Genomic DNA, 24211 nt, shown 5'->3' with positions numbered 1-24211 from the left:
TGTTTTGATAAAACCGGAACCTATTGTGGATGGACCCGCATGCTACAGACCCTGAAAGCATCTGAACCAACGCAGCTAACTCAAGACGGCTGCCAGACTAAACATCCAAGCAGCTCATTTTCTGCCAATATTATTCTGATCTATTTGTTAGGGTCAGGTAATCTGGCATTTGCGGGTAATCACCCCCTATTAAATGAAGCTGATTTCCTGGCTGACATCCCAGTTGTCAGTGTGGCCAGTCGGCTAAAACAGAACCTCCATAACACCCCCGCCTCAGTGACAGTACTGGATCGCGCTACTATTTCGGCTTCCGGTGCACAAACACTACCTGACCTGCTGAGGCTGGTACCGGGGTTTCAGGTGTTCCATGTCAACGCTAATAAGCTGGGAGCCAGCTATCACGGCATGAATGACGAGTTCCCCAACCAATTGGAGGTAATGGTCAATGGCCGGTCAGTCTATCTACCACTGTTATCCACCGTGATTTGGACATCCTTGGGGCTGCACCCTGACGATATTGAACGTGTAGAGGTTGTTCGGGGTTCAAATGCAGCCACTTATGGCTCCAATGCATTCATGGGAGCCGTCAATTTTATAACTCGACATCCCGCAACAGAAGCCCGATTCAGCGCATCAGGTACCCTGGGGTCAAAGCAGACTCAAAACGGACATCTACGTTATAGTGGTGAGTCACAAGGTGCGTTTTACAGAATAAGTGCAAGCCATGAGTCTAACGCCGGCAGCACACGATTTAATGATAGCGCCCAAAGACAATTCCTAAGTGCCGACCTCAGTTTTGCCCCCAGTCTATATGACACACTCAACCTGCATGTCGGTATGGATCAAGGCTATACGCATTTAGGCTATCTATATCCTTACCATCGATTTCCTGATAATCAGCACTATATCAGTCGCTCTGATTACCGAGCCAATTATCAACAAATTAACTGGTCACACTTGCTAACCCCAGATACCACACTACATATCAGTGCTTACCGCAATGCCCTCGTGCTAAATGAATCACGTCCGACGGTGGAGGATATACTGACCTACTATCTTCCAGAAGGGCTGCAAACCCAAGCCATGGCAGACAGTCTGCAACAGTTAAATCCAGAATTCAGAGGCTATCGAGAGCACGGTAAAACTCACGTTCTCGACACTGAAGTTGCATTGGAAACTCACAGTCATAACCTTAGCAGTTTTACCGGTCTGGGATTACGTCGAGATGCAGCCAGTAGCCCTGTACTGTTACAGCAGATAGATATCCGCGACCAGCGTTATCGCCTGTTTCACAGTAGTGAGTTTCAACTCACTACTAAAACACTGGCCAACTTGGGTGTAATTCATGAAGTGCAATCCGGAGGTTCTAAAGCGACATCGACCCGCGCGGCTGTTAGCCGACAATTATCAGATGATACCAGTATACGTATAGGTTATAGCCACAGTGAGCGCCTGGCTTCAATATTGGAGCGCCAGGGAAATTACCGGATTGAATTACCTCCTGATCAGTTCCATTACATTGACCGCCCTAATACAGAACTGGAGCCTGAGCGTATACAAAGCTGGGAAGTAGGGCTATTACACAGTCTGACTCCATTAAATGGTTATATTGACCTGAGAATTTTTCACGAACGCATTTCTGATGCCATCGTCAACGTCAAGCAAGCTGATGAGGCAGGCATGAGAATGAACCGTGGCTACTGGCGAAATCAAGGCCTTGAGGCACAGCTAAAATTACAACCTAACGATAGCTTCTGGCTAATTTTTAACTATAGTTACCTTGATAATCAGGCTGGTCATTGGCACCAAGGACATCAACCGGATGAGTTCACGCATTTTCCTGGCGGACAACTTGCACCGAAACATACGCTTTCAGCTTTGCTGAACTGGCAGCTGACAAATGATGTTAACCTTAGCAGCACTTATTATTTCATGGATGAGGTGCGATGGCGTGGTAGTTATGGGACACTGGCCCAACAAGAGCATTATCAGCGACTGGACCTGAAACTGACACGGCAATGGCGTACTGCTTCGCAGAAAATTGAATTATCTGCCATCGTCCAGAATGCTCTTCACGGTAGCTATCAATCCTTTTATCAGGATAACGAGTTTGATCCCAGGGCTTTTCTGCAATTCAGACTGACAATGGATTAATGGCGAACAGGATGTGTAGGGAAAGACTAAAAATCATACCATGCAGATTAGCCAGCCGCTTAGCAGGCTGTACCATACTACTGTGTTTTTTGTCTTTAATCTCATTACATGCTCATTCGAAAACACTAGTTATACTATTAAGTGACCGCCATCACATCTATCAAGATCTGGCAAACGCCATAAAAACCGAAGGCTTTACGGATTATCAAACCTTTTTTTTGGAAGAACTGGACAGAAACAGAACACCCATACCTGACCTAGTCCTAGCCATAGGCACACGTGCTTGCGAAACTGCGGTGCAGCTTTCCTGGCAAAATACTGGAGTTGTCTGTACATTTTTGCCATCACAAACTTTTCTACAACTCCTTGTCAAATATCGAACAGAACCCACTATAGCCACTTCAGGTGTTACCGCTGTATTTATGGATCAACCATTACAGCGCCAAATACACCTGGCCCGCTTAATTGCACCTAGAGCACAATCGATCGGTACAGTATTTGGCAGTAGTTCTATCTATCAGCAACAAGACTTTAATACACTCAGCAGAGCCGCCGGTTTTGAAGCACAACACGCCTTTCTGGATGAACAACAGAATCCAGTTCAAGTGCTCACCCCCTTAATACAGCGTAGTGATATATTTCTATCCTTACCGGACAGCGCCAGTTTCAATCGAAATGTAACGCGCTGGTCGCTCTACATTACCCTGCGAAACCGCGTTCCGTTAATTGGATTCTCAGCCAGCTATGCTGAGGCCGGCGCTGTTGTGTCATTGTATACAACACCACAACAACTGGCTCAACAAACCAGTCAAGTACTGAATCAGCTAAGCAGGACTGACACAATGCCAGAACCGTCTTATCCGCTAGAGTTCACATTAGACATCAATCGATCAGCCGCCAGAACCCTTAGACTTGATTTACCTGCAGTAGAAATCCTGAGCCAACAGCTGACTGAGGTACGCCCCTGATGCCACAGTTCAATTCTGATATCCGACAACGCGTACTGTTTCTATCACTAATTCCAATGTTAGTGATTACCTGCATACTTGGATTTTTCTTCACCTATACGCAACTCAACTATGCTCGAACCGGTCTGCTAGAAAAGGGACAAGAACTAAGTGAGTTACTCTCAGCGGCCGCTGAATTCGGCATTCTGAGTAACAATGCAGCAGAACTTAAACCTTTGAGCCACCAGTTGATGCAAAACCCGCTGGTGATCGACGTGTTGTTCATGGATCAAGATATGAACATCATATACAGAGAAGACACTTTTGAACTGTCCCTCAGCACCCCGCCTGAGTCCTCGGCCTTGATTAATGATCATTGGTATTTTAGTCACCCGGTTATCCCAACGCCCATACGCACTGAAACCGTACCCGAACTGTTTGCCGAACAAACGTCTATTGAAACCGTTGGTTGGGTAACGCTAATATTTTCCGATGAGCCAATACGTCAGCAACAACTGCTCATTATTCGCAACAGTCTATTTATTATATTCAGTGGCTTTCTGATCACCTTTTCCCTATCAAGTTACTTTGGCAGAAAGATTAGCCAACCCGTAAAACAACTATCCAGCATCATTTCACAGCTCAGGAGGGGAAACCTGGGTGTCAGAGCACCAACAAGCCAGACAGATGAGTTTCATCAGCTCGGTGAAGGGATTAATGAGCTGGCAAAGTCACTGGAACAGTCCAATCGACATATGGAAACCCGCATAACCCAGGCTACTCAGGCTTTATCTGTAAGCCTGCAGGAACTTGAACGAAAGAATCAACAATTAATGCGGGCACATGAAAAAGCCGACTCAGCAAATCGTGCTAAAGATGCTTTTCTTGCGCGTATGAGTCACGAGCTACGTACTCCGTTAACCTCGGTGATAGGCTTTACACGAATGATCCAAGAGGGCAGCGGTGAGCAGGAACGTGCGCATTATCTCAAAATCGTTGACCACACATCGCAGATGCTCTTAACACTGATAGACGATCTGTTAGATTTCACGCGACTGGAGTCCGATGCGCTTGAACTTGAAACCATCGAGTTTCATCCGCAACAATTGATTCATCAGGCATTAGAGATGCAAGCACCCGCTGCACATGCCAAAGGTATCGAACTAATCTTCAGTGGTGGCTTCAATCTGCCTATACACTTGTCTGGTGATCCAACACGCATTCGTCAGATAATAACCAACCTGATCGGCAATGCCATCAAGTTTACAGAAACAGGACACATTGTATTACATACCCACTATCAACCGGAGGAACAGCTACTGGCACTCAGCGTATCGGATACCGGCATAGGAATTTCTCCAGAATACAAAAGCAAGATGTTCGAGTCCTTTACCCAGGCGGATAACAGTATCAGCCGTAAATACGGTGGATCAGGACTAGGCTTGGCCATAGTATACCGCCTGGTGAAGCTCATGCGAGGTCATATTGAAGTTCACAGCGAGCCTGATAAAGGAACAACATTTGATATTCAGCTACCACTCACAACTGAAACTGAACTTTTCAGCATTGACTTGATTGATGATTTTTCGATCAAGACAGCAACAGAAAACTATTGCATTGCTGTTGTAGAAAAAAATGCAGCCTCACGAAAAAGTCTTTTAGAAATGTTTGAACACTATGGTTATCACTGCCGCGTTAGTGAACGTCTTGAAGACATCCTCAGTTCAGAAGAACCTGTTAGCCATATTTTACTCAGTCACTCCGCATCTGAAGCAGACACTGAATTGTTATTACGTCAAACGGAATCACTGCGACAACGCTTTCCAGGCGTAAAGTTGGTTCTATTACTACCAGCCAATTTTCGTTGGGATTGCCTGAAAAAAATCAAAGCCAGCATACTCAACAAGCCTGTATCGCCCACTCAGGTTCTCTCTGCACTGGAATATCCTGAACAACAAGAGCAGGGAAAGAATTATACAAATTACCAACTCAACAAGCTGGAAATTCTAATTGCTGAAGATAATGACTACAATCGATTGCTGATCAAGCGCATTCTCAAACAGGCAGGCATCAGCAGTCGTGAAGTAGTGACGGGCGCACAAGCCATCGAAGCAGTCACCGAAAAAATGCCTGACATAGTGCTTATGGATATCAACATGCCCGATATGGATGGCATTGAAGCCTCGCGCCAGATACTCAATCAGCACCCAAATACTAATATTATCGCCTTGACTGCAAATATTTCTTCGCGTGAGCAACAACTACTCAATCAGCTTGGAATCAATAAAATACTGATCAAACCTCTTAATATTGAGAAACTTTATGCACTGCTGAGCACTCTGGATATTAAAAAACCCAACAATACAGTAGAAGCATCAACTAACTCCTGGCATAAGCTTGAGTTTGAAGAGGAAATAGACCGTCAACTGAAAGAGATTCAGTCAAGGATTTATGCGAAAGACTATGCAGCTATAGGTCGTAACGCACATCAGTTACATGGTTTTGCAGGTTTATTCGATCATCCGGAAATTGAAAATATAGCCCATCAATTACGTAAAGCCGTTATTAGTCAGGACATACGTAAAATATGGAGTGCTTACAACCAACTTGCGCGAATTGTAAAGGGGATGCGCAAACTCTGAAATAATCAAAATTCGCGTATAACTGGGGATTCCTCAATCAACCGTTCCAACTGAACAATTATCTTTTGTAACCGCTGACGACTTTCACGATCATAAATATAGCCGTTAATACCCTGACGCGCCGCTGGAACACCTGCATGACCTTCATGTATATCAACAAGCTGTCGGCGAATAGCTTCAAGCTCCGGGTCATGGTTGATTGGGTAACCTATCAACATATCCCAAGCCTGATCAGTTGTTGTACGATCTTCTACCCCTTTCATTAGCTTCAATACATAGTGTCGATCTGGTCTGTAACTGGGTGACTTACCAAATGACATGGCGACACCGATAAGCAACAGAAAAAAGGCACTGACTATAAAAACAATCAAAAACTCCATCAATGTGCCATTTGCTCAAATGGATAGTCACGCAACAATTTTGCGGCAGCTCGTATCGCTTCGGCATGCTGCTGTTCTACCGCCTCCAACTCTTGCTGATACTTGCGCTTTTGTTCAGATGAAAGAGATTTCCAATCATCCAGCATGGGAATATGCTCTGTTTTACCATAAACCAGCTCAATAACAGCAAGTGAATCCTGCTGATGCATTTGTGGTGACAAGTTATCGAGGAGAACCTTTATACGAATACAACCCTCTGCTAGCGGGCACTGTTCTTCAAGGATCCCGCGCGAAATAATCCGAATACTGTCTATAAGATAAGAGCGCTGCTTCAGTGCGGAGGCTGCGTAAGCTTCAGATATATTAGTGTTTTTCCGTTGCCTCTGCTTATTTTGTCGCAGCAGGTAAACAATATAAACACCAAGACCGACGCAGAGCACAGCAAATACTGAAATTAATAAATAGGTAATAGTCATAACAACTCTTCATTTCAGAGGGAGACACACTATATTACAGCTTTTGTGTAATCATATCATTGAAGCGGAATTGCTGACATTTATAGACTCTATGTACATGGCTGCTCCTACGTCCCCATGGGTGCGGTGAGCATAAAAAAAGGGCCACCCTGACGGATGACCCTTTCTTTAGTATTAAGTGCCTGGCGATGACCTACTTTATTCGGGCTACGCCCTCACCCACTCAGCGCGCTGCGCTTCGGGGCCGTCGTCGCAGGCTCCGACGTTCAACGCGCTACGCGCTTTTGTCACATGGCCATGTGCGAGTAGCTCAACGAGCTAATATTAAAAAACCCCTGCCACGAAGTGACAGGGGTTTTTTAAGTATTAAGTGCCTGGCGATGACCTACTCTCACATGGGGAGACCCCACACTACCATCGGCGATGACGCGTTTCACTACTGAGTTCGGGATGGGATCAGGTGGTTCCACGTCTCTATGGTCGCCAGACAAAACTGGAACAACTCGGACTGGTTCGAAATAGATGTATTTAACTCTGTCTTATAGCACTACAAGCAACAACCGTGTATCGATCATGTGGTTCTTTAGAACCTGTGTTACCAGCTCACCAACCAAACGCCTTGGGCGTTATATGGTCAAGCCTCACGAGCCATTAGTACAGGTTAGCTCAACGCCTTACAACGCTTACACACCCTGCCTATCAACGTCCTGGTCTCGGACGACTCTTTAGGGGCCTCAAGGGCCCAGTGAGATCTCATCTTGAAGGGGGCTTCCCGCTTAGATGCTTTCAGCGGTTATCCTGTCCGAACGTAGCTACCCGGCAATGCCACTGGCGTGACAACCGGAACACCAGAGGTTCGTTCACTCCGGTCCTCTCGTACTAGGAGCAACTCTTCTCAAATCTCAAACGCCCACGGCAGATAGGGACCGAACTGTCTCACGACGTTCTAAACCCAGCTCGCGTACCACTTTAAATGGCGAACAGCCATACCCTTGGGACCGGCTTCAGCCCCAGGATGTGATGAGCCGACATCGAGGTGCCAAACACCGCCGTCGATGTGAACTCTTGGGCGGTATCAGCCTGTTATCCCCGGAGTACCTTTTATCCGTTGAGCGATGGCCCTTCCATTCAGAACCACCGGATCACTAGAACCTGCTTTCGCACCTGCTCGACGTGTCTGTCTCGCAGTCAAGCACCCTTCTACTCTTGCGCTCATTGGCTGATTTCCGACCAGCCTGAGGGTACCTTCGTGCTCCTCCGTTACGCTTTGGGAGGAGACCGCCCCAGTCAAACTACCCACCACACAATGTCCTCAATCCGGATAACGGATCTAAGTTAGAACCTCAAAGTTGTCAGGGTGGTATTTCAAGGTTGGCTCCACGCAGACTAGCGTCCACGCTTCTAAGCCTCCCACCTATCCTACACAAACAAATTCAAAGTCCACTGTGAAGCTATAGTAAAGGTTCACGGGGTCTTTCCGTCTAGCCGCGGGGACGCTGCATCTTCACAGCGAGTTCAATTTCACTGAGTCTCGGGTGGAGACAGTGTGGCCATCGTTACGCCATTCGTGCAGGTCGGAACTTACCCGACAAGGAATTTCGCTACCTTAGGACCGTTATAGTTACGGCCGCCGTTTACCGGGGCTTCGATCAAGAGCTTCTCCGAAGATAACCCCATCAATTAACCTTCCGGCACCGGGCAGGCGTCACACCCTATACGTCCACTTTCGTGTTTGCAGAGTGCTGTGTTTTTAATAAACAGTCGCAGCCACCTGGTATCTTCGACCGACAAAAGCTTACGGAGCCAGTCCTTCACCTTCATCGGCGTGCCTTCTCCCGAAGTTACGGCACCATTTTGCCTAGTTCCTTCACCCGAGTTCTCTCAAGCGCCTTGGTATTCTCAACCTGACCACCTGTGTCGGTTTGGGGTACGGTCGTCTGTAACCTGAAGCTTAGAGGATTTTCCTGGAAGCAGGGCATCAACCACTTCAACTCATACGAGTCTCGTCATCAAGTCTCAGCCTTAGCAGAGCGGATTTACCTACTCCACCAGCCTACACCCTTAAACATGGATAACCATCACCATGCTGGCCTAGCCTTCTCCGTCTCCCCATCGCAGTTACAGCCGGTACGGGAATATTAGCCCGTTTCCCATCGACTACGCATTTCTGCCTCGCCTTAGGGGCCGACTCACCCTACCCTGATTAACATTGGATAGGAAACCTTGGTCTTCCGGCGGACGAGTTTTTCACTCGTCTTATCGTTACTTATGTCAGCATTCGCACTTGTGATACCTCCACGATGCCTCCCGGCTTTCGCTTCAACGGCTTACACAACGCTCCTCTACCATGCGTGCATTTCCTTAAATACACTTAATTGACACTCCTCACCCGACTCAACGTTCGGGGGGCGCTTGGTCGTGCGCTTCGCGCCCGACAATCGCTTCTGTGTACTTAAGTGAAATGCACGCATCCGCAGCTTCGGTACTAAGTTTGAGCCCCGTTAAATCTTCCGCGCAGGCCGACTCGACTAGTGAGCTATTACGCTTTCTTTAAAGGGTGGCTGCTTCTAAGCCAACCTCCTAGCTGTCTGAGCCTTCCCACATCGTTTCCCACTTAACTTAGATTTTGGGACCTTAGCTGGCGGTCTGGGTTGTTTCCCTTTTCACGACGGACGTTAGCACCCGCCGTGTGTCTCCCATGATTGCACTTCTGGGTATTCGGAGTTTGCATCGGGTTGGTAAGTCGGGATGACCCCCTAGCCGAAACAGTGCTCTACCCCCCAGAGTGAGACATGAGGCGCTACCTAAATAGCTTTCGAGGAGAACCAGCTATCTCCGGGCTTGATTAGCCTTTCACTCCGATCCACAGGTCATCCGCTAACTTTTCAACGGTAGTCGGTTCGGTCCTCCAGTTGATGTTACTCAACCTTCAACCTGCCCATGGATAGATCGCCCGGTTTCGGGTCTACTCCCAGCGACTTGACGCCCTATTAAGACTCGGTTTCCCTACGCCTCCCCTATGCGGTTAAGCTTGCCACTGAAAGTAAGTCGCTGACCCATTATACAAAAGGTACGCAGTCACCGTATTAAAACGGCTCCCACTGCTTGTACGTACACGGTTTCAGGGTCTATTTCACTCCCCTCACAGGGGTTCTTTTCGCCTTTCCCTCACGGTACTGGTTCACTATCGGTCAGTCAGGAGTATTTAGCCTTGGAGGATGGTCCCCCCATCTTCAGACAGGATATCACGTGTCCCGCCTTACTCGTTTTCACTACGTTTAGGTTTTCAAATACGGGGCTTTCACCCTCTACGGCCGCACTTTCCAGAGCGTTCTTTTAACCATAACGCAGCTTAAGGGCTGCTCCCCGTTCGCTCGCCGCTACTTAGGGAATCTCGGTTGATTTCTTTTCCTCCGGGTACTTAGATGTTTCAGTTCCCCGGGTTCGCCTCTCAAAGCCTATGTATTCAGCTAAGAGATACCTGACACTTTAATGACTCTACCTCTCTCCACCTCCTCACGTTTGCGCAAGGGGGCTTTGACCTGCGCTTCGCGCAGTTAAAACCATTAAAGTGTCAGGTGGGTTTCCCCATTCGGACATGTACGGATCAAAGCTCGTTTGCCAGCTCCCCGTACCTTTTCGCAGGCTACAACGTCCTTCATCGCCTCTGACTGCCAAGGCATCCACCGTGCACGCTTATTCACTTGACCATATAACCCGAAGGCGTCTGTTCAATTGATGTTTGCTAGTAACGATCGATTTCGCCGGTTGGCGCTTGTATTGCTACAAGACAATCTATTTCTTTCAGTTCGAATTGTTAAAGAGCGTTTAATGCATAAGCATTAAATTATCGATTCAGTTTCTAAGCCCAGGCTTCAAAACCGATAATTTAAAACTTACTGTTACTATTCTATGTTTTTGTGTTGCCATCAGGTAATGATGTACTTATCTATTCCCATCCCAAGGGATGGTGGAGCTATGCGGGATCGAACGGGGCGGCCGTCCGTCGCAGACCTCCTGCGTATTTCCCTACCCATCCTCAAGGAATGGTGGAGCTATGCGGGATCGAACCGCAGACCTCCTGCGTGCAAAGCAGGCGCTCTCCCAGCTGAGCTATAGCCCCATATTTTCTTCTTACGGTATATGGAACCGCGGTAATTTTAGCGAAGACAAGGCAAAATGTGGCGAAGCATACACTTGTATGCGAGTCACATTTTAACGCTGTATTCGTTAAAATTTGGTAGGCCTGAGTGGACTCGAACCACCGACCTCACCCTTATCAGGGGTGCGCTCTAACCACCTGAGCTACAAGCCTATTGTGCTCTCTTTACTTATCAACCAGGTAATGCGTGTGGACACTTGAACAGGCCAAGCTATCGTTTAAGGAGGTGATCCAGCCCCAGGTTCCCCTAGGGCTACCTTGTTACGACTTCACCCCAGTCATGAATCACACCGTGGTAACCGTCCCCCTTGCGGTTAGACTAGCTACTTCTGGTGCAACCCACTCCCATGGTGTGACGGGCGGTGTGTACAAGGCCCGGGAACGTATTCACCGCGACATTCTGATTCGCGATTACTAGCGATTCCGACTTCACGCAGTCGAGTTGCAGACTGCGATCCGGACTACGACCGGTTTTCTGAGATTTGCTCCACCTCGCGGTCTTGCGGCCCTCTGTACCGGCCATTGTAGCACGTGTGTAGCCCTACTCGTAAGGGCCATGATGACTTGACGTCGTCCCCACCTTCCTCCGGTTTGTCACCGGCAGTCTCCTTACAGTTCCCGGCATCACCCGCTGGCAAGTAAGGACAAGGGTTGCGCTCGTTACGGGACTTAACCCAACATTTCACAACACGAGCTGACGACAGCCATGCAGCACCTGTCTCAGAGCTCCCGAAGGCACTTCAGCATCTCTGCCAAATTCTCTGGATGTCAAGAGTAGGTAAGGTTCTTCGCGTTGCGTCGAATTAAACCACATGCTCCACCGCTTGTGCGGGCCCCCGTCAATTCATTTGAGTTTTAATCTTGCGACCGTACTCCCCAGGCGGTCAACTTATCGCGTTAGCTGCGCCACTAAGACATCAAGTGTCCCAACGGCTAGTTGACATCGTTTACAGCGTGGACTACCAGGGTATCTAATCCTGTTTGCTCCCCACGCTTTCGCACCTCAGTGTCAGTATCAGTCCAGAGAGTCGCCTTCGCCACTGGTGTTCCTTCCTATATCTACGCATTTCACCGCTACACAGGAAATTCCACTCCCCTCTACTGTACTCTAGCTCAGCAGTATCAGGTGCAATTCCCAGGTTGAGCCCGGGGATTTCACATCTGACTGACTGAACCACCTACGCGCGCTTTACGCCCAGTAATTCCGATTAACGCTTGCACCCTCCGTATTACCGCGGCTGCTGGCACGGAGTTAGCCGGTGCTTCTTCTGTGGCTAACGTCAATGTATAAAGGTATTAACTTTACACCCTTCCTCACCACTGAAAGTGCTTTACAACCCGAAGGCCTTCTTCACACACGCGGCATGGCTGGATCAGGGTTGCCCCCATTGTCCAATATTCCCCACTGCTGCCTCCCGTAGGAGTCTGGGCCGTGTCTCAGTCCCAGTGTGGCTGATCATCCTCTCAGACCAGCTAAGGATCGTCGCCTTGGTAGGCCTTTACCCTACCAACTAGCTAATCCTACGCAGGCTCATCTGATAGCGAAAGGTCCTAAGAGCCCCTCCTTTCCCCCGTAGGGCGTATGCGGTATTAGCGTCCGTTTCCGAACGTTATCCCCCACTACCAGGTAGATTCCCACGCGTTACTCACCCGTCCGCCGCTCTCAAAAGTAGCAAGCTACTTTCTACCGCTCGACTTGCATGTGTTAGGCCTGCCGCCAGCGTTCAATCTGAGCCATGATCAAACTCTTCAGTTTAAATTTCGACAACCAATCACAAAAGCAATCAGCCGTCTAAGTCATGCTCAAAAACGTACATCTAAATGAATTCACAGTTAGGTTGCTTGTTTTTGATTAAGCTTTAATGCCTAACCTGAACAAGCGCCCACACGCATTACCTGATTAATTTGTTAAAGAGCGGCTTGAGCTGCCCGGTGTGTTGGGCTGTTGTCTCAAGCGAGGTGCGTATAATATAGACCTGATTATGGAGCGTCAACAGTCTTTTTTCGTTTTCGTTTAAAAAGTTATTACGCCACTTAACATCCATACTTCAGCGTGCGTAATATCCATACTTCAGCGTGCGTAGCACACTGCACAAAAGATGATCAGCGCAACCCGCCTTCAGCCACCCAGGTAGAGCGGCGGGTCAACACCAGTGTTACACCTGAGCTAATACAAGGCTTCGATAGCAAGACACACTGCTTATTTTGCCAGGTGTTTCTTTTTACGGACTAACCAGAGTACCGGGCCAGATAGGGCATAAATAACAAACAGTAACCAAAGAAATAAAGCTGGGCTGATTGAAATAATGGCAATACCAAGTACGATGGCAGACAAGATCAGAAATGGGACCTTATCCTTCAGATCCACATCTTTAAAACTGTAATAGAGAATATTACTCACCATCAGCACACCTGCCAATGCCACGTACAGCGCCACAAAATAGGCTATATCCTCTGCAGCGAATTCAAACTTAGTAGACATCCAGATAAGACCTGCCACAGCGGCCGCAGCAGCCGGACTGGGCAGCCCGACAAAAAAGCGCTTATCGACAGAACCTATTTGCGTATTGAAACGCGCCAGACGCAATGCCGTACCAGCTACATACAAAAAAGCTGCAAACCAACCAATCTTGCCAAGATCATCCAGCGCCCAGGTAAAAGCTACAATAGCTGGTGCCACACCGAAAGATACCATATCAGCCAGCGAATCATATTCAGCGCCAAACGGGCTTTGAGTGTTGGTCATCCGTGCCACACGACCATCCAATCCATCAAACAGCATGGAAACAAAAATAGCGATGGCAGCCGCTTCAAACTGTCCGTTCATTGAAGCAATAACAGCATAAAAGCCTGAAAAAAGTGCGCCCGTTGTAAATAAATTGGGTAACAGATAAACCCCCTTGTGTGGCTTTACTCTATCAACCTCAGGCGCTCCAGCACTTTGCTCTTCTGATTCAGTGTCATGCGAATTTTTATCTATCATAAAATGCCAATTGATCAGTGAATGTATTTGCCATTCTACTTGAGAATAACGCCAGCGCCCAACTCATCGACGAAACAGTGTCTTAAGCTCCCAGGTTGCAGTCTGGCCCAGTTGGTTTTTTGTCTGATCAAACCATAGCTCAGCCTGTGTTCGACCCAGCTCCCGCAAGGATTCCAGAAAGCGTTTTCGGGTATCAAACTTAGTGGCTGACTTCAATGATGCGAGGTGATCATCCGGTTCAATCAAGTGCATACGCAGCTTACGCCAACGGGACTCTTCTTGCCCAACCAGCCAAGGCCTGCTCAGTAGATGTTCTCGACGCTGATTGATTTCAGCCAACTCACGCATAAAAGCGGTCTGAAATGACAACTCCGTCATACGCTCCGAAATTGCCTCCGCACGGGTTGGAAGATCCTTGCGCCGTAATGGTTGTAGCAGCACACATAACAGATCGTTACTTTTACAATCCGTAACCAGCGGCCTGACCACAGGGTTACCGGAAAATCCGCCATCCCAATAGTGACATCCGTCAATTTCAACCGCTTTGTGCAGCGTTGGCAAGCACGCGCTGGCCAGGAGGTGCTCTACATCCAGCTCATTTTCACGAAATAAGCGCAACACCCCGGTTTCAACCTCAGTGGCGGCAATATAGAGCTTAATTTGAGATGCCTGACGTAAGGCCTCAAAATCAATAAGCTCAATAAGTAATTGCTTCAAGGGATTATAATCAAATGGATTGAGATCATAGGGTGATAAATGACGGGTCAGTCTGCGCCACCACTCACCCGACTCGTTATGAGCGAGTCCTTCAGGCAACGACAGCTTCTGCCAGAAGCAATCCAGCATTTCTCTGGCACCATCCTCGCCATCTCGACGCCATCCCTCTGCCAACAAAACCGCATTCATGGTGCCAGCACTGGTGCCACTAATTGCTTCAGGTGTGATTCCCGCCTCCAGCAATTTATCCAGCACGCCCCAGGTAAACGCACCGTGCGCGCCACCCCCTTGCAAGGCAAGATTCAGCTTCATACCTGACACCTCCTGTTAGCCAGTCAGCAACTACCCTGATCATACCTGAGTTTCTAGGCCAGGTGCGAATAGCAGAACGCCCGAAGCGGCAAACCGGTTCGGGCGTCTTTAGCTTGACTGGCCTAAGGACCAGGCATGGATCAGTTTTTAGATTTATCGACCAACTGGTTAGCCGTAATCCAAGGCATCATTTCACGCAGCTTACCACCGACCTGCTCAATCTGGTGCGCGGCATTGTTACGACGACGTGCAGTCATTGAAGGATAGTTAGTAGCACCTTCGGCAATGAACATCTTGGCATATTCGCCACTCTGAATACGTTTCAGTGCGTTACGCATGGCTTCGCGTGACTGGTCGTTGATCACTTCAGGGCCAGTCACATACTCACCATACTCGGCATTGTTAGAGATGGAGTAGTTCATGTTAGCGATGCCGCCTTCGTACATCAGGTCAACGATCAGCTTCAGCTCATGCAGACATTCGAAGTAAGCCATTTCCGGGGCATAGCCACCTTCAACCAGGGTTTCAAAGCCCATTTTCACCAGCTCAACGCAACCACCACACAGAACAGCCTGCTCACCGAACAGATCGGTTTCAGTTTCATCTTTAAAGGTTGTTTCGATGATACCGGTACGACCACCACCCACACCAGACGCGTATGACAGGGCTACATTTTTAGCATTACCTGACGCATCCTGGAAAATAGCGATCAGGTCAGGGATACCACCGCCTTTAACAAATTCAGAACGCACGGTATGACCTGGCGCTTTTGGCGCGATCATGATCACGTCCAGATCCTTACGTGGCTCGACCTGGTTATAGTGAATAGAGAAACCGTGAGCAAACGCCAGGGTAGCACCCTGTTTGATGTTAGGCTCGATTTCGGCTTTGTAAAGTTGTCCCTGGAATTCGTCAGGCGTCAGGATCATAACCAGGTCAGCTGATTTAACTGCATCGGCAACATCAGCCACTTTCAGACCAGCCGCTTCAGCTTTGGCACGTGAAGAAGAACCTGTACGCAAACCAACCGTCACATCAACACCCGAATCATTCAGGTTGCACGCATGAGCATGGCCCTGCGAACCGTATCCAATGATAGATACTTTTTTGCCACGGATGATCGACAGATCACAATCTTTATCGTAATAAACTTGCATGTTATTTATCCTTTACTAGGGGTCAAAAGAGGTCACACCTGTTGTGCAATGCCGCTACTCTAAGGGATTAGCATCATTGCGTAAAATGATATATTTGCAATATTATATTTCATATACTAGAACATCATTCTAAATAGTAATATTGGACATCAATATTGGATAGCAAAAGCCTGCAGCATTTTCTGATGCTAGCCGATACCCTGCACTTCAGCCGCGCCAGTGCCGCTTGCCACATCAGCCCATCAACCTTGAGCCGAACCATCAAACAACTTGAAGATGAGCTGGGAGTCTCGCTGTTTATCCGTGATAACCGCTCTGTCAGCCTGACAGCGGAAGGCCGACGTCTGCAAACCTATGCACGTGAAACCTTGCAGCAATGGCAGACCCTGCGCAGCACTCTTCAAGCTGATCAGCAAGAGCTGCAGGGCGAGCTGAGTATGTACTGCTCGGTTACCGCCAGCTACAGTTTTTTATATGAAATTCTCAGCCGCTTTCGCCAGGACTATCCACGTATCGAAATCAAATTACATACCGGCGATCCCGCTGAAGCCATTCAACGCGTACAGAATGGCACTGAAGACATTGCCATTGGCGCCCGCCCTGATCATCTGCCACAGGATATAGCCTTTCGCTCTATTACCCGCTCCCCACTCGTCTTCATCACTCCTGCAGATCAACCGGATTTGCAACAACGCCTTAGCGGTGTGGCCAGCAAAGCAAACTGGCAAGATGTGCCGATGATCCTGTCAGAAGCAGGTCTGGCGAGAAAACGCTCGGACCATTGGTTCCGCTCACTTGGCATTAAACCGCTAATTTATGCGCAGGTTTCTGGAAACGAAGCTATCGTTAGCATGGTCAGCTTAGGATTCGGTGTAGGGTTAGTGCCGCAAATCGTATTGGATAACAGCCCTCTAGCATCTCGCGTCACCGCACTGAAGGTATCGCCTGAACTCACGCCGTTTGAGGTAGGTATCTTTGCATTGGAAAATAAATTACGCCATCCACTCATTCATGCTTTCTGGACACAACATGAAAAACGTCCTCAGAAAGATTGAGAAAGCCCGCGCTAACCGTCATCATTGCCCCTTTGTTGTTTAGGTAACGGGCCACGCGCTTTATGACTCATGAAATGCTGTTTGTGTTCGGCTTACTGGCCGCCACTGTTGTACTGTTCATTATTGATAAACTGCGCATGGATCTGGTCGCACTCCTGGTCGTAGTCGTATTAGCAGCCTCCGGGATTATCACTCCGACTGAAGCCGTTTCAGGCTTTGGCAACAGCGTTGTCATCATGATTGCCGGACTATTCGTGGTCGGGGAAGGCTTGTTCCGCACTGGCATTGCCGCCGCCGCAGGTAACTGGCTATTGCGGGTCGGCGGCCGCAGCGAAGTTCGGTTATTGCTGTTTTTGTTGCCGGTCGTTGCACTTCTCTCAGCCTTTATGAGTTCTACTGGCGCGGTAGCCCTGCTGATACCGGTGGTTTTGAGCATGGCCAGAAAATCTGGCATGCATCCCTCACGGCTACTCATGCCGCTGGCCTTTGCCGCGCTGATTGGCGGCATGCTCACCCTGATTGGTACTCCACCGAATATTATTGTTAGCGGTCAAATGCGTGTTGCGGGCGAACCCTTCAGTTTTTTTGACTTCACCCCTATCGGCCTGGTGATGCTGGTTGTAGGCTGCGTATATCTGGTTTTTGTTGGACGCTTTCTGTTACCCAAAAGCGAAGCGCGTGATCCGGAAGACAGTCACCCTACGCTCAGTGAATTTGCAGAGCGCTATGGCATTCGCGATCAGCTACACAAACTATTGATACAACCCGATAGCCCACTGGCCGGTAAAACCCTGGCTGAAATGGGACTACGAACCGAATATGAGACCACCGTGTTTGCCATTCAACGCCGGAGCAGCTCAGCTTCATCAATGATGCCGGTGCTCGCCAATACACGAATGCAACACCTGGATACCTTAATGGTGTATGGCTCGGAAAGCGCAGTTGAACACCTCTGCCAGACATTGCAACTAAGACGCCAAGGCTTTCCCGAGCGCGACATAATGAAAGTACAGCAGCAATTTGGCTTTGCTGAAGTACTCCTGCCACCCAATTCCAGCCTGGTTAATCAATCGCTTAAACAAGGCCGTTTTCGTGAGCGTTTTAACCTGAGTGTTATCGGTGTAAGGCGCAACCGCGAGCCGTTAACTACCGAGTTTGGCGTGACACGCATGGAAGCGGGTGACACCCTGCTGCTGACTGGCAGTTGGGAGTATATTCGTAAGCTGGAAAATCGTCGGGATCTAGTCGTTATAGAAACCCCTGCTGAAATGCATGAAATCGCCGCCAACGCCAACAAAGCACCAGTGGCTCTGGGGGTTATGCTAGCTATGCTGGTAAGTATGACTTTCGGGCTATTACCTAACCTCACAGCGGTACTGCTTGCCGCCCTGGCTATGGTTCTGACTGGCTGCATGAACATGAATGAAGCTTACCAGTCATTGAATGCTAAAAGCCTGGTTCTGATAGCGGGCATGCTCCCCCTGGCCTTGGCCATGGAAACCAGTGGTGCACTCAGCTATGTGGTCAGCAACCTGGTGGAGAACTTTGGTGACACCAGTCCACTAGTACTCTGTGCAGGCCTATTCATACTAACCTCATCACTCAGCCAGTTCATTTCCAACACCGCCACCACCGTTCTGGTAGCACCCATTGCACTGACGACCTCTCAATTACTGGGGCTCAATCCGGAACCCTTTATGATGACGGTAGCCATCGCCGCCTCCACGGCCTTTGCCACCCCCATAGCGTCTCCGGTCAACACACTGGTACTAGCACCGGGTAATTACCGCTTTGTTGATTTCGCCAAAGTCGGCATACCGCTGCAGCTACTGGCAATGATCGTTACACTGGTGATGACGCCTCTACTCTTTCCGTTTCAATAGTTGCCGGCCCACCCAGTGACTGGCAAACTGGTGGGCAACCCGGCCATTTCTAACCCCCCTGCCTTGCGCAAAACGCACAGCTTCCAGCTCCAGTTGCTCATCCCAACGAACGCTCAAGCCATAGCGTGTTGCCAAGACCTCTGTCCAATGCTGAGCCGCTCGCACATAGGTGGGTTGATCGAAGGCATAAAACCCAACCCACTCGCCAAAGCGATCCGAGAGTGAAATTTTCTCTTCTATCGCATCGCCCGGATGCAACTCACCCTCGACCCACTTTGCCTGCAGATTATCAGCCGCCGCTTCCGGCAGCAGGTGGCGACGATTGGAGGTTGCATAGAGCAACACATTGTCCGGCGTCAGGGACAAAGCGCCATCCAGTGCGCTTTTCAGTCGTTTGTAACTGACATCATCTTCCTCAAACGAAAGGTCATCACAATAGATAATAAAGCGCCAGGGCTGTCCGGCCAGCGAATCCAGAATTTGTGGCATCTGGATCAGATCTTCACGATCCACCTGTAACAGGCGTAATCCCTCAGACGCATAGGCCGTCAATAACGCCCGCACCAATGAAGATTTACCGGTTCCACGCGCACCCCACATCAGTACATTATTGGCAGGTAGCCCCTGTAAAAACTGCAGAGTATTGGTCACCACCCTATCCCGTTGAGACTCGATACCGACCAGATCATCGAGTACAACCGGGCTGCTCGAAGAGACCGGAGCCAAATACCCTCGCCCTTGCTCAACCCGCCAGACGGCCGCGGTGTGTTCTGACCAATTCAGAGGCTCGACACTAGGCGGGAGCCGCGCTTCCAGTGCCTGGGCAATGCGACCCAGAAGTTGCTGTAGTGTTTTCATTGAAGCTGCCTTTGCTAATGTGCACCTGCGGCATATAGCGCCAGGGACGGCGCCTATGTAGAAAATGCAGGAGCAGTTTTCTGCCCGTAAAAAACAAAGGCCATTCGCGAGGAATGGCCTTTTTGAGTATAACCGATAGGATTATCTTACTCAGATAGTCAGAACTTTTTCACCACGAGCGATACCCGACACACCGGAGCGGACCACTTCCATGATGCTGGTATTACCCAGTGAGGCAATGAATGCATCCAGCTTGTCACTCGAGCCGACCAGCTGCACGGTGTAAGTGTTCGGGGTGATGTCGATAATCTGACCGCGAAAGATATCCGCCGTACGCTTGATCTCGGCACGCATCTGTCCGTTAGCCTTGAACTTGATCATCATCAGTTCACGTTCAATATGCTCACCTTCAGACAGATCCACCACTTTGACTACATCAATCAACTTGTTCAGTTGTTTGGTGATCTGTTCGATGACACGATCATCACCGGTGGTCATTACCGTCATACGTGACAGGGTTTCATCATCTGTCGGCGCAACTGTCAGCGATTCGATGTTGAAGTTACGCTGCGAGAACAGACCCACCACGCGAGACAGGGCACCCGGTTCGTTTTCCATCAGAACTGAAATTATATGTCTCATGATCAGGTCCTCTCCGTCTTGCTCAACCACATATCCCGCATGGAACCACGCGGCACCTGCATCGGATAAACATGCTCAAAGGGATCTACCATAATGTCCATAAACACCAGACGATCCTTCATAGCAAAGGCTTCGCGCATTGCAGCTTCCAGTTCGGAGTATTTGGTCACTTTTATACCCACATGACCATAAGACTCAGCCAGCTTGACGAAATCCGGCAGGGAGTTCATATAAGACTGAGAGTGACGCGACTCATAGTTCATATCCTGCCACTGACGCACCATCCCCAATGACTGGTTATTCAGGCAAATGATCTTAACCGGAATATCGTACTGCTTGCAGGTCGACAACTCCTGAATATTCATCTGGATACTGCCTTCACCCGTTACACAGGCTACCTCAGCTTCCGGAAAATTCAGCTTAACACCCATAGCCGCTGGCAAACCAAACCCCATGGTGCCGAGACCACCGGAGTTGATCCAACGATTGGGCTTGTTGTACTGGTAGTACTGTGCCGCAAACATCTGATGCTGACCGACATCGGAACAGACATAAGCATCACCCTGGGTGACTTTGCACAGCATTTCAATAACCTGCTGAGGCTTCATCATTTCAGAGTCATCGGTACGATAGCGACCACCGTGACGACCACGCCATTCATCGATCTGCTTCCACCAGGCTTCAATGGCATCGGCATCCGGACGTTTTTTGCTGTCTTTGACCAACTGCACCATGTCTTCCAACACTACTTTAGCGGGGCCAACAATCGGCACGTCAGCCTGGATAGTCTTGGAAATAGACGCCGGATCGATATCAATATGCACGATGCGTGCGGTCGGGCAGAACTTGTCCACACCGTTGGTCACACGGTCGTCGAAGCGTGCGCCAACAGCCAGAATCAGATCACTGTGATGCATCGCCATGTTGGCTTCATAAGAACCATGCATGCCCAACATACCAACAAACTGACGATCCGTACCTGGAAAACCACCCAACCCCATCAGCGTATTGGTGACAGGAAAGTTCAACTGATGCGCCAACTCAATCAGCTCAGCACTGGCATCACCCATGATGACGCCACCACCGGTATAAATGACCGGACGTTTGGCTGCCAGTAGCATATCGACAGCCTTACGTATCTGGCCGGAATGCCCTTTGGTGACCGGGTTATACGAACGCAGCTTGACCGACTTGGGGTACTCATACGGGAAACGCTCTGTCGGTGTGGTCATATCCTTGGGAATATCGATCACCACCGGACCCGGACGGCCTGTCTGGGCAATATAAAACGCTTTTTTGATAATCGACGGAATATCCTCGGCCCGCGTCACACTGAAATTGTGCTTCACGATAGGGCGAGAGATACCCAGCATATCCGTTTCCTGGAACGCATCTTCACCTATCAGGAAACTCATGACCTGACCGGTGATCACCACCATTGGGATGGAGTCCATATAGGCGGTCGCAATACCCGTGACCGCATTGGTTGCGCCAGGGCCGGATGTCACCAATGCAACACCGGGCTTATTGGTGGCACGGGCATAGGCATCCGCCATATGGGTTGCAGCCTGCTCGTGGCGCACCAGGATATGTTCGACCTCATCCTGTTGGAACAATGCATCATACACATGCAACAATGCACCACCTGGATAGCCGTAGATGTACCGAACACCCTCGTCTCTGAGAGCGCGTACTACCATTTCTGCGCCTGAAAGTAATTCCACTCTATGTTCCTCTACTCAGCACCGATCTCATGTCGGCATTAAACAGCTAAAATTTCTGTATGCGGCGCTGACCAAAGTAAAGGATCTCTCACTCTGCCAGACCTGTCTGAGATATAAGCTGGGTATTGCTTAAAATTGCCGAAATAAGCGGGGATTTCCTCATGCAATCCGGCAACTATAGATTTTCGCGAATAAGCCGACTATTTTGGCACCGAGTCAAGTCCGGTTCAACCATAACAAGCGTATGTTTTACGCTATATTGCAATAGAATATGACTAAAGGGGGAGGGCTTCAGTAGCCAAGGGCTCACCTCTCTCGATAATCAGCTGTTTTTTCCTGTCGCAGAAACCGCTAAGCTGTATGCTATACAAGAGTATTTTCAGTTGAGGAAGCCAAGATGAGTAACAATATTGCTGAGATTAAAAATAAAGAACGCGTGATTAACGAACTGATGCGTTTTATTAAAAAAGTACTCGCCGATCCACAGATCTGCGACAAGGCGATCACCATCGCCCGCAAACACATGGACCAGAAAGATGCTGACCACCTGATAGCCGAAGAACTATCGTCCCTGACCAGCGTTAAAATTCCGATTGAATTCAGTGAAGCCGACAAGTTATTTCTACATGTGCTGAAAGAGGTTGTCAAAGACGAACAAGCGCTTTACTGATATACCCGGCACAAGTGAACAGGTGCCGGACTCTCAGCGACCGGCACTACTCCTCCACCAGCCAGCTTATCGATTGTCCTGCACCGGTATCCTGAGCCAGACATTCAGCTAACCAAGGCTCGGACTGTTGCAGGGTATCGGCCAACGGCCAGGGTGGATTGATAATCAGCATGCCACTGCCGTACATTCCCTGATCACTCGCGTTACGCACCCACAGCTCTGAGCGCAGAATATTGCGAATACCCGAACGCCGAATCGACTCTACCATCATTTTCCAGCGTCCCGCTGGCAAAAGTGGATACCAGACAGCATAACAACCGTTAGGCCAGCGCTTCAGAGCTTTGGGTAAAAAAGCCGCCACCTGGTCATATTCACTTTTCACTTCATAGGATGGATCAATCAGTACCAATCCACGGTTCGGCCTGGGCGGCAGTAACGCCAACACCCCTTCATAACCATCCCGATGATGTACCGCTACATCTGTTCGGCCATTGAAAGCCTGCTTCAATTGCTGCACTTCACCTGGGTGCAACTCCATCAGATGCAAGCGATCAGCTTCACGCGCCATCCCGGCTGCCAGTGCCGGTGATCCAGGATAAAAATCCAGCCTACCTTCCGGGTTAACCGCACGTATCTGTTCCAGATAGACAGCCACAGAATCTGGCAGCCCCTGCTGCGACCACAGCCGGGCTATCCCTTCACGGTATTCGGCGGTTTTTTCAGATTCTTCAGAACCAAGCGAGTAATGTGCCTTACCGGCATGGGTTTCCAGGTAATTCCAGGGCTTATCCTTGCGGTTTAGCGCAGTCAACAGACACACCAGCAGATGATGCTTGTGCAGGTCAGCAAAATTTCCGGCATGATAGCCGTGCAGGTAACTCAACATGAATGCATTTCTCTCGACATATAGGTGATATTGCCACCGTACTGCGCCACCTTTGCCGCGCTCAGGGGGAGCGCAACCGGCACAAAACCATGCCGCTGCCAGTAACCCTTAGCGCCCTCTATAGCCGTAAGGGCCAGCTTAGATAATTCCAGCTTGTAGCCTGCTTCAGTCACAGCCTCAAACAGGCGCTGCCCCACACCCTGACCAGCCGCTGCTGGAGCAATCGCCATATCATGCAGATACAAACAGTCAGCCTGGGCAGGCAGGTTACAGCTGGGATCATTCAACGCGGGTACCACCCCAAGTAGCCAAGGCATCGCAATGACATACCCCAGCAAAATATCCCCTTGCTCCGCGACAAAGCAGCTTTGTGGTGACGCCTCGCGCTTGGCCCCCAGGCTGGCCTGCGTTTCCGGCTCAAAATGACTATAACAAGCACACTGAACCTGCCAAACCGAGGGTAGATCAGTGGGTTGCATTAAACGAATTTGAATAGACATAAGCGTATTGTATGCAGATACAAACAAAAAGTAACGCTGGCCCGGCATTAACCAGCACTGAGT

At 49.3% G+C, this 24211-nt stretch carries 16 protein-coding genes, 2 tRNA genes and 3 rRNA genes; 6 read left to right on the top strand and 15 right to left on the bottom strand.

The genetic code is table 11. The features are described from left to right. The first annotated feature begins 39 nt into the window (after positions 1 to 39). From F5I99_RS02305 to F5I99_RS02295, 3 genes are read left to right on the top strand one after another with little or no spacing between them, the layout of a single operon-like run. On the top strand, positions 40 to 2154 hold the full coding sequence (locus F5I99_RS02305; protein WP_151053460.1) for a TonB-dependent receptor plug domain-containing protein: 2115 nt from the start codon (positions 40 to 42) through the stop codon (positions 2152 to 2154). Beyond that, a complete protein-coding gene (locus tag F5I99_RS02300; protein ID WP_151053459.1) occupies positions 2154 to 3122 on the top strand; it encodes an ABC transporter substrate-binding protein in 969 nt (322 codons plus the stop codon). Before F5I99_RS02305 ends, F5I99_RS02300 begins: the two co-directional genes overlap by 1 nt. Further along, positions 3122 to 5743 carry a hybrid sensor histidine kinase/response regulator gene (locus F5I99_RS02295; RefSeq protein WP_151053458.1) on the top strand — a complete coding sequence of 874 codons (2622 nt, stop codon included), beginning with the start codon at positions 3122 to 3124 and terminating at the stop codon, positions 5741 to 5743. The genes F5I99_RS02300 and F5I99_RS02295 overlap by 1 nt, the downstream gene beginning before the upstream one ends. A gap of 5 nt (positions 5744 to 5748) precedes the next feature. Here F5I99_RS02295 and F5I99_RS02290 read toward each other — a convergent pair whose 3' ends face one another. From F5I99_RS02290 to ilvC, 10 genes are all read right to left on the bottom strand, one after another. Continuing rightward, positions 5749 to 6123 (bottom strand): hypothetical protein, encoded by a 375-nt coding sequence (locus F5I99_RS02290; RefSeq protein WP_151053457.1) that lies wholly within the window; start codon positions 6121 to 6123, stop codon positions 5749 to 5751. Further along, positions 6123 to 6599 carry a DUF2489 domain-containing protein gene (locus tag F5I99_RS02285; protein ID WP_151053456.1) on the bottom strand — a complete coding sequence of 159 codons (477 nt, stop codon included), beginning with the start codon at positions 6597 to 6599 and terminating at the stop codon, positions 6123 to 6125. The genes F5I99_RS02290 and F5I99_RS02285 overlap by 1 nt, the downstream gene beginning before the upstream one ends. A gap of 372 nt (positions 6600 to 6971) precedes the next feature. Then, positions 6972 to 7087: ribosomal RNA gene (gene rrf, locus F5I99_RS02280) — 5S ribosomal RNA — on the bottom strand. Positions 7088 to 7229: 142 nt separating this feature from the next. Beyond that, a 23S ribosomal RNA gene (locus F5I99_RS02275) occupies positions 7230 to 10309 on the bottom strand. Positions 10310 to 10646: 337 nt separating this feature from the next. Continuing rightward, positions 10647 to 10722 (bottom strand) — tRNA-Ala (locus tag F5I99_RS02270). 115 nt (positions 10723 to 10837) lie between these two features. Then, positions 10838 to 10914: transfer RNA gene (locus F5I99_RS02265), tRNA-Ile, on the bottom strand. A 66-nt stretch (positions 10915 to 10980) separates the two neighbouring features. Next, positions 10981 to 12517 (bottom strand): 16S ribosomal RNA (locus tag F5I99_RS02260). The 16S, 23S and 5S rRNA genes sit together here with 2 tRNA genes alongside, the layout of an rRNA operon. Positions 12518 to 12961: 444 nt before the next feature. Further along, a complete protein-coding gene (gene pssA, locus F5I99_RS02255; RefSeq protein WP_151053455.1) occupies positions 12962 to 13744 on the bottom strand; it encodes a CDP-diacylglycerol--serine O-phosphatidyltransferase in 783 nt (260 codons plus the stop codon). Positions 13745 to 13807: 63 nt separating this feature from the next. Then, positions 13808 to 14773, bottom strand: coding sequence for a patatin-like phospholipase family protein (locus tag F5I99_RS02250; protein ID WP_151053454.1), 966 nt, complete (start codon positions 14771 to 14773; stop codon positions 13808 to 13810). 140 nt (positions 14774 to 14913) lie between these two features. Then, positions 14914 to 15930 carry a ketol-acid reductoisomerase gene (gene ilvC, locus F5I99_RS02245; protein WP_151053453.1) on the bottom strand — a complete coding sequence of 339 codons (1017 nt, stop codon included), beginning with the start codon at positions 15928 to 15930 and terminating at the stop codon, positions 14914 to 14916. A gap of 155 nt (positions 15931 to 16085) precedes the next feature. On the opposite strand from ilvC, the gene ilvY reads away from it, so the two are divergent. Then, a complete protein-coding gene (ilvY, locus tag F5I99_RS02240; protein ID WP_151053452.1) occupies positions 16086 to 16985 on the top strand; it encodes an HTH-type transcriptional activator IlvY in 900 nt (299 codons plus the stop codon). A 62-nt stretch (positions 16986 to 17047) separates the two neighbouring features. Further along, positions 17048 to 18868 carry an SLC13 family permease gene (locus F5I99_RS02235; RefSeq protein WP_151053451.1) on the top strand — a complete coding sequence of 607 codons (1821 nt, stop codon included), beginning with the start codon at positions 17048 to 17050 and terminating at the stop codon, positions 18866 to 18868. On the opposite strand, the gene F5I99_RS02230 is transcribed toward F5I99_RS02235, so the two are convergent. The 3 genes from F5I99_RS02230 to F5I99_RS02220 all read right to left on the bottom strand — a co-directional run bounded on the left by F5I99_RS02230 (position 18848) and on the right by F5I99_RS02220 (position 22092). After that, positions 18848 to 19726 carry an ATP-binding protein gene (locus F5I99_RS02230; RefSeq protein ID WP_151053450.1) on the bottom strand — a complete coding sequence of 293 codons (879 nt, stop codon included), beginning with the start codon at positions 19724 to 19726 and terminating at the stop codon, positions 18848 to 18850. The two genes, F5I99_RS02235 and F5I99_RS02230, sit on opposite strands and share 21 nt — an antisense overlap. Before the next feature lie 150 nt (positions 19727 to 19876). After that, positions 19877 to 20368 carry an acetolactate synthase small subunit gene (gene ilvN / locus F5I99_RS02225; protein WP_151053449.1) on the bottom strand — a complete coding sequence of 164 codons (492 nt, stop codon included), beginning with the start codon at positions 20366 to 20368 and terminating at the stop codon, positions 19877 to 19879. A 2-nt stretch (positions 20369 to 20370) separates the two neighbouring features. Further along, positions 20371 to 22092, bottom strand: coding sequence for an acetolactate synthase 3 large subunit (locus F5I99_RS02220; RefSeq protein WP_151053448.1), 1722 nt, complete (start codon positions 22090 to 22092; stop codon positions 20371 to 20373). Between the two features lie 397 nt (positions 22093 to 22489). Here F5I99_RS02220 and F5I99_RS02215 point away from each other — a divergent pair, with 397 nt between their 5' ends. Next, the gene (locus F5I99_RS02215; RefSeq protein WP_151053447.1) at positions 22490 to 22762 is read left to right on the top strand and encodes a hypothetical protein; all 273 of its coding nucleotides are present in this window, start codon (positions 22490 to 22492) and stop codon (positions 22760 to 22762) included. A gap of 46 nt (positions 22763 to 22808) precedes the next feature. Here the strand turns inward: F5I99_RS02215 and F5I99_RS02210 are convergent, their stop codons facing one another. Both F5I99_RS02210 and F5I99_RS02205 read right to left on the bottom strand, forming a co-directional pair. Then, positions 22809 to 23648: a 23S rRNA (adenine(2030)-N(6))-methyltransferase RlmJ gene (locus F5I99_RS02210; RefSeq protein WP_151053446.1), complete on the bottom strand. Its 840-nt coding sequence runs from the start codon at positions 23646 to 23648 to the stop codon at positions 22809 to 22811. Then, a complete protein-coding gene (locus F5I99_RS02205) occupies positions 23642 to 24148 on the bottom strand; it encodes a GNAT family N-acetyltransferase (protein ID WP_191905932.1) in 507 nt (168 codons plus the stop codon). Before F5I99_RS02205 ends, F5I99_RS02210 begins: the two co-directional genes overlap by 7 nt. Positions 24149 to 24211: the final 63 nt, after the last annotated feature.

The sequence above is a fragment of the Nitrincola iocasae genome (genome assembly GCF_008727795.1).
Classification (GTDB): Bacteria; Pseudomonadota; Gammaproteobacteria; order Pseudomonadales; family Balneatricaceae; genus Nitrincola; species Nitrincola iocasae.
The sequence above is the reverse complement of the archived record's forward strand: the minus strand, read 5'-3'. Positions and strand labels throughout refer to the sequence as shown.

Excerpts from the sequence above, each read along its gene's own strand:
- F5I99_RS02215 (WP_151053447.1), top strand. The coding sequence starts at position 22,490 with ATGAGTAACAATATTGCTGAGATTAAAAATAAAGAACGCGTGATTAAC.
- F5I99_RS02230 (WP_151053450.1), bottom strand. The coding sequence starts at position 19,726 with ATGAAAACACTACAGCAACTTCTGGGTCGCATTGCCCAGGCACTGGAA.
- F5I99_RS02295 (WP_151053458.1), top strand. The coding sequence starts at position 3,122 with ATGCCACAGTTCAATTCTGATATCCGACAACGCGTACTGTTTCTATCA.
- F5I99_RS02210 (WP_151053446.1), bottom strand. The coding sequence starts at position 23,648 with ATGTTGAGTTACCTGCACGGCTATCATGCCGGAAATTTTGCTGACCTG.
- F5I99_RS02250 (WP_151053454.1), bottom strand. The coding sequence starts at position 14,773 with ATGAAGCTGAATCTTGCCTTGCAAGGGGGTGGCGCGCACGGTGCGTTT.
- ilvN (WP_151053449.1), bottom strand. The coding sequence starts at position 20,368 with ATGAGACATATAATTTCAGTTCTGATGGAAAACGAACCGGGTGCCCTG.
- F5I99_RS02285 (WP_151053456.1), bottom strand. The coding sequence starts at position 6,599 with ATGACTATTACCTATTTATTAATTTCAGTATTTGCTGTGCTCTGCGTC.
- F5I99_RS02290 (WP_151053457.1), bottom strand. The coding sequence starts at position 6,123 with ATGGAGTTTTTGATTGTTTTTATAGTCAGTGCCTTTTTTCTGTTGCTT.
- pssA (WP_151053455.1), bottom strand. The coding sequence starts at position 13,744 with ATGATAGATAAAAATTCGCATGACACTGAATCAGAAGAGCAAAGTGCT.
- F5I99_RS02300 (WP_151053459.1), top strand. The coding sequence starts at position 2,154 with ATGGCGAACAGGATGTGTAGGGAAAGACTAAAAATCATACCATGCAGA.
- F5I99_RS02305 (WP_151053460.1), top strand. The coding sequence starts at position 40 with ATGCTACAGACCCTGAAAGCATCTGAACCAACGCAGCTAACTCAAGAC.
- ilvC (WP_151053453.1), bottom strand. The coding sequence starts at position 15,930 with ATGCAAGTTTATTACGATAAAGATTGTGATCTGTCGATCATCCGTGGC.
- F5I99_RS02205 (WP_191905932.1), bottom strand. The coding sequence starts at position 24,148 with ATGTCTATTCAAATTCGTTTAATGCAACCCACTGATCTACCCTCGGTT.
- F5I99_RS02235 (WP_151053451.1), top strand. The coding sequence starts at position 17,048 with ATGACTCATGAAATGCTGTTTGTGTTCGGCTTACTGGCCGCCACTGTT.